Raw genomic sequence first — 3,554 nt, forward strand, 5'->3', positions numbered from 1 at the left:
CTTCCAGAATGTAAAAAGGTAGCAACAAATAACAAAAATGAATTATTCCCTTTATTTGCACCAAAAGGATTAGAGACATTAACATTAGAGGTTTGGTCTGAAAATATAGTGCTGGAAATAGAACAAGCATTACTTGATAGTGAAATTATTTTGACTAAAGTTGGTGAAAATACTTACGTATTGAATACAGATTTTCCAGTGTTATTAAAGGTTGTGAGATACAATATTGAAAAGGTGTTACAAAATCCATATAAAATGCAATATTGCCAAAAATATAAAACAAATCTTGTAGATGATGTTACGAAAGCTGTCTATGCTACCGCGGGCGAGCGCAGTGATGCGACATTAGCATTAATCGCATTGAAAAATTGTGATGGACGAGAAAAAATTGATCCAAAACAAATCATTAGAGAGGGATTTGCACGAGCAAACCGTATTTCAACATTTATTAATTTATTTATAGGCCAAAGTGTATCGCGTAAAACAATTGTAAATAGTGTTTTTAGTTTATTAGAGCAAAAAGGATTTTTGAAGCGTAGTTGGAATAAGATAAATTTACCTTGTATATATGTTAATTTATCAATTGAACGAATATCGAAATTTGATTTCTTACCTATTCTTTCAAAAATAAAAGGAAAAGAAATTTTATATAAATTATATGGGAATACAGAATGGCAAACGATTGATTACGTATTATTAAATATAAATAAACATAATGCATTTTTACCACAACCATCAAAGAGAAATGATATGGGAGCTCTTTTTAAACAATATGTTTCCGAAACATTAATGGAAATTGTACAATATGCAAAAGAACAAAATGAACAAGTTTATTTCATTGTAGATGCAAATTTGAGAAGGGATTGGATAAAAGAGTTACAAAATAAAGAAATTAATACAGATATTTTACCTGATATTGTTCCAGAGGTGTTAAAGGTTCCAAATTTAAATATTATTAGAATAAATACAGGTTTTGATGTACCAAGTTACGGTTTAATAGAATGTGATGATGCTTTAGATAGCATTGGCTTATATGCAGATCAAAAAGGGATGTATTATAGCACTGGTGAATATTCCCTTAATTGTAGTGGGATTTTTCAGCGATATATACTTGAAATTCTACCATTAGGTGTAAAACCTGTAGAAAGGGATTATATCGCTAAAATGATACATTACATGTGCTGTAATTCTAGTATGCTTTCGAAAAAGAATGTACACATGACATATTCCATGCATATGGAAAAGGTAATAAAGAGTTATATTACTGACATAGATGCAAGAGAGTTTAAAGAATTTGATGATGAATTGGATGTAGATGTAGTAAAAGTAGAAAAGAAAGATTCAATTATTCTACTTTAAATACTAGTAAACAAATCCTGCTCGTTATATCGATCAGGATTTGTCATTTTTTTATGTAAATAAGGATATCCTTTGTCAAGTATCTTTTCGTTTACATATTTACTTTATGTGCAGACAGGATTAATATGTTTTTTAGAAATACAAAAACTATTTCATATGGAAAAATAATTTTTATTAATTGAAAAAATTTGAAAGGAATGGGGAATTGTGAAGAAATTAGATGTGCTCTTAATGCTACTGAGCGGCCTCTTTCCAATTGCAGGACTTACAAAGCAAATCCCTCTAGAACAATCTATATATATTGGAGGGCTTTTATTTTTTACTAGTTTCGGTAGTTATTTTGCTAAAAAGATGTATTCACGTATATGCAGTTGGATAGCGTATGCGCCATTTATAACATTACTGTTAGTTATTTGGCATCAAGATATTTCAACAAGCTCAATCATAGCAAATGCGAAAATTGCTGCATGTGTCGCGTTAATTCCATGTTTATTCCGTTTTCGTACATATGGACTTACTTTGGGCTTATTCTCATTATGGGCCGCTTTACTATGGGATATAAAAGAAGTACAGTCGTTATTCATACTTGAACGCATAACGAGTTTAATGACAAGCCATTATGTATATATATTACTATTAATTGGAGGACTTGTAATAGGAGGATTACTTGCGATGTTCATTCACCGCAAAGAGAAAGATAATAATAAAGAAAATATAAATCTACTTGGACCAAAAAAGAAACGCAAAAGATTATCATTTAAGATTCGTCTTCCAAGATTACCGAAATTAAGGATGAAACTATTTAAGTTTGGTGGGAAAGAATCTAAAAGTAAAATGCCAGAAAAAATCCATGAATATAAGTACGAAGAACCAGTTGCAACATATGAAATGACAGAGAAAATAGATCCATACAAAGAAAATGCAGTTCAAGGTCAAACAAGGATGGAACGCCGAAGAAATAGGTATAATGCATAATGAAGTTTAATAACCCCGTAATGACTTATCTTAATATTGATAAATCATTACGGTTTTTTTATGTAATGAAATGAAGGTTGCTATTGCGGAGGGGAATAGCATATTTTATAGATAGGAACTAAAATAAGGGGAGGATAAAATGCTTATCATTACATATATATCTGCTTGCATATTATTCTTAGTTAGCTTTTTACATGTATATTGGGCTTTCGGAGGTAATTGGGGGACAAATAGTGTTATTCCAACTAAATCAGGGGAAAAGGCGTTTACACCTCGCGCCGGAATGACATTGTTCATTGCATTATTATTAAGTATGGCAGCAATAATTTTGTTGCAACAAGCAAATATTGTTCATTTTGCAGTTCCTAATGTTATTATTCAAGTCGGTTCCTGGATTTGTATGATTGTCTTTTCTATTAGAGTGATTGGTGAGTTTAACTATTTTGGTATCTTTAAACGACAAAAAGATACGCACTTTGCAAGAATGGATACTGGTTTATATATTCCACTTTGTGCATTTTTATCTTTATCTTTCTTATTAGCAATAATTTTGTGAGTGAATAATAGTAGTTTCTTTTCTCAACATATATGTAAACGTGAGAAATCTAAGAGTAAATAAAAAGGATGTAAGCGCCTTCTTGTCGAAATGTAAATTATTATGAAAGGCGGTGACACTATGAAGTATGTAAAAGTTAGTATGAATGGTGGAAGTGAACATAAATTCTCAATGACTTTAGATCGGTTTAAAGAACTTATTACTACAGAGAATGGGATATTAGAAAATAAATTAGTATGTATTGAAAATGTAATGATTAATCCTACTAATATATCTTCTGTAGTTGAAAAAATTGGTGTACCGGCTAAGTTTATGGAAGCTTAAAATGTTAGATAAAAAACATCCATTAGGGATGTTTTTTAATTTATAAATATGATAATCGTACAGTAAATATTTGAGTAGATTTTATAGCAATGACTATGCATATATTAAGTACCTGAACATGGTTCTTAATACATGCACGAAATAATAAGTACAAGCATATATTATATAGTAGGACAAGATCTTCGTGTCCTACTTAATACTCAGAAAAAACCTCTAATCACATAAGAGCATCCAATTGCAGGGTGCTCTTATTTTTTATGAAAATCTACTACGAGTCTTATTTTATAGTAGGATGCAATAATAAAGGGCTATTTTGAAATAGTGTTCTTTAGCCTTTAAT

Annotated in this window: 4 protein-coding genes; all 4 read left to right on the forward strand. The window is 30.2% G+C overall.

Features of this window, described 5'->3' with window-relative positions; genetic code table 11:
- On the forward strand, positions 1-1,359 hold a 1,359-nt coding region (locus GBN78_RS29150), incomplete at its 5' end, for an RNaseH domain-containing protein (protein ID WP_152128006.1).
- A 207-nt stretch (positions 1,360-1,566) separates the two neighbouring features.
- Positions 1,567-2,334, forward strand: coding sequence for a DUF3959 family protein (locus GBN78_RS29155; RefSeq protein ID WP_000732182.1), 768 nt, complete (start codon positions 1,567-1,569; stop codon positions 2,332-2,334).
- A gap of 139 nt (positions 2,335-2,473) precedes the next feature.
- Positions 2,474-2,890, forward strand: a complete 417-nt coding sequence (locus tag GBN78_RS29160; protein WP_000905571.1) for a DUF3995 domain-containing protein — start codon at positions 2,474-2,476, stop codon at positions 2,888-2,890.
- A gap of 120 nt (positions 2,891-3,010) precedes the next feature.
- Positions 3,011-3,214, forward strand: a complete 204-nt coding sequence (locus tag GBN78_RS29165; RefSeq protein WP_000878372.1) for a hypothetical protein — start codon at positions 3,011-3,013, stop codon at positions 3,212-3,214.
- The last annotated feature ends 340 nt before the right edge of the window (positions 3,215-3,554 follow it).

This window comes from Bacillus sp. B2-WWTP-C-10-Post-4 (assembly GCF_009183805.1).
In the GTDB taxonomy this organism is placed as follows: domain Bacteria; phylum Bacillota; class Bacilli; order Bacillales; family Bacillaceae_G; genus Bacillus_A; species Bacillus_A cereus.

Bases quoted from the DNA above. Each gene is read 5' to 3' on its own strand.
- GBN78_RS29160 (WP_000905571.1), top strand. From the start codon at position 2,474: ATGCTTATCATTACATATATATCTGCTTGCATATTATTCTTAGTTAGC.
- GBN78_RS29165 (WP_000878372.1), top strand. From the start codon at position 3,011: ATGAAGTATGTAAAAGTTAGTATGAATGGTGGAAGTGAACATAAATTC.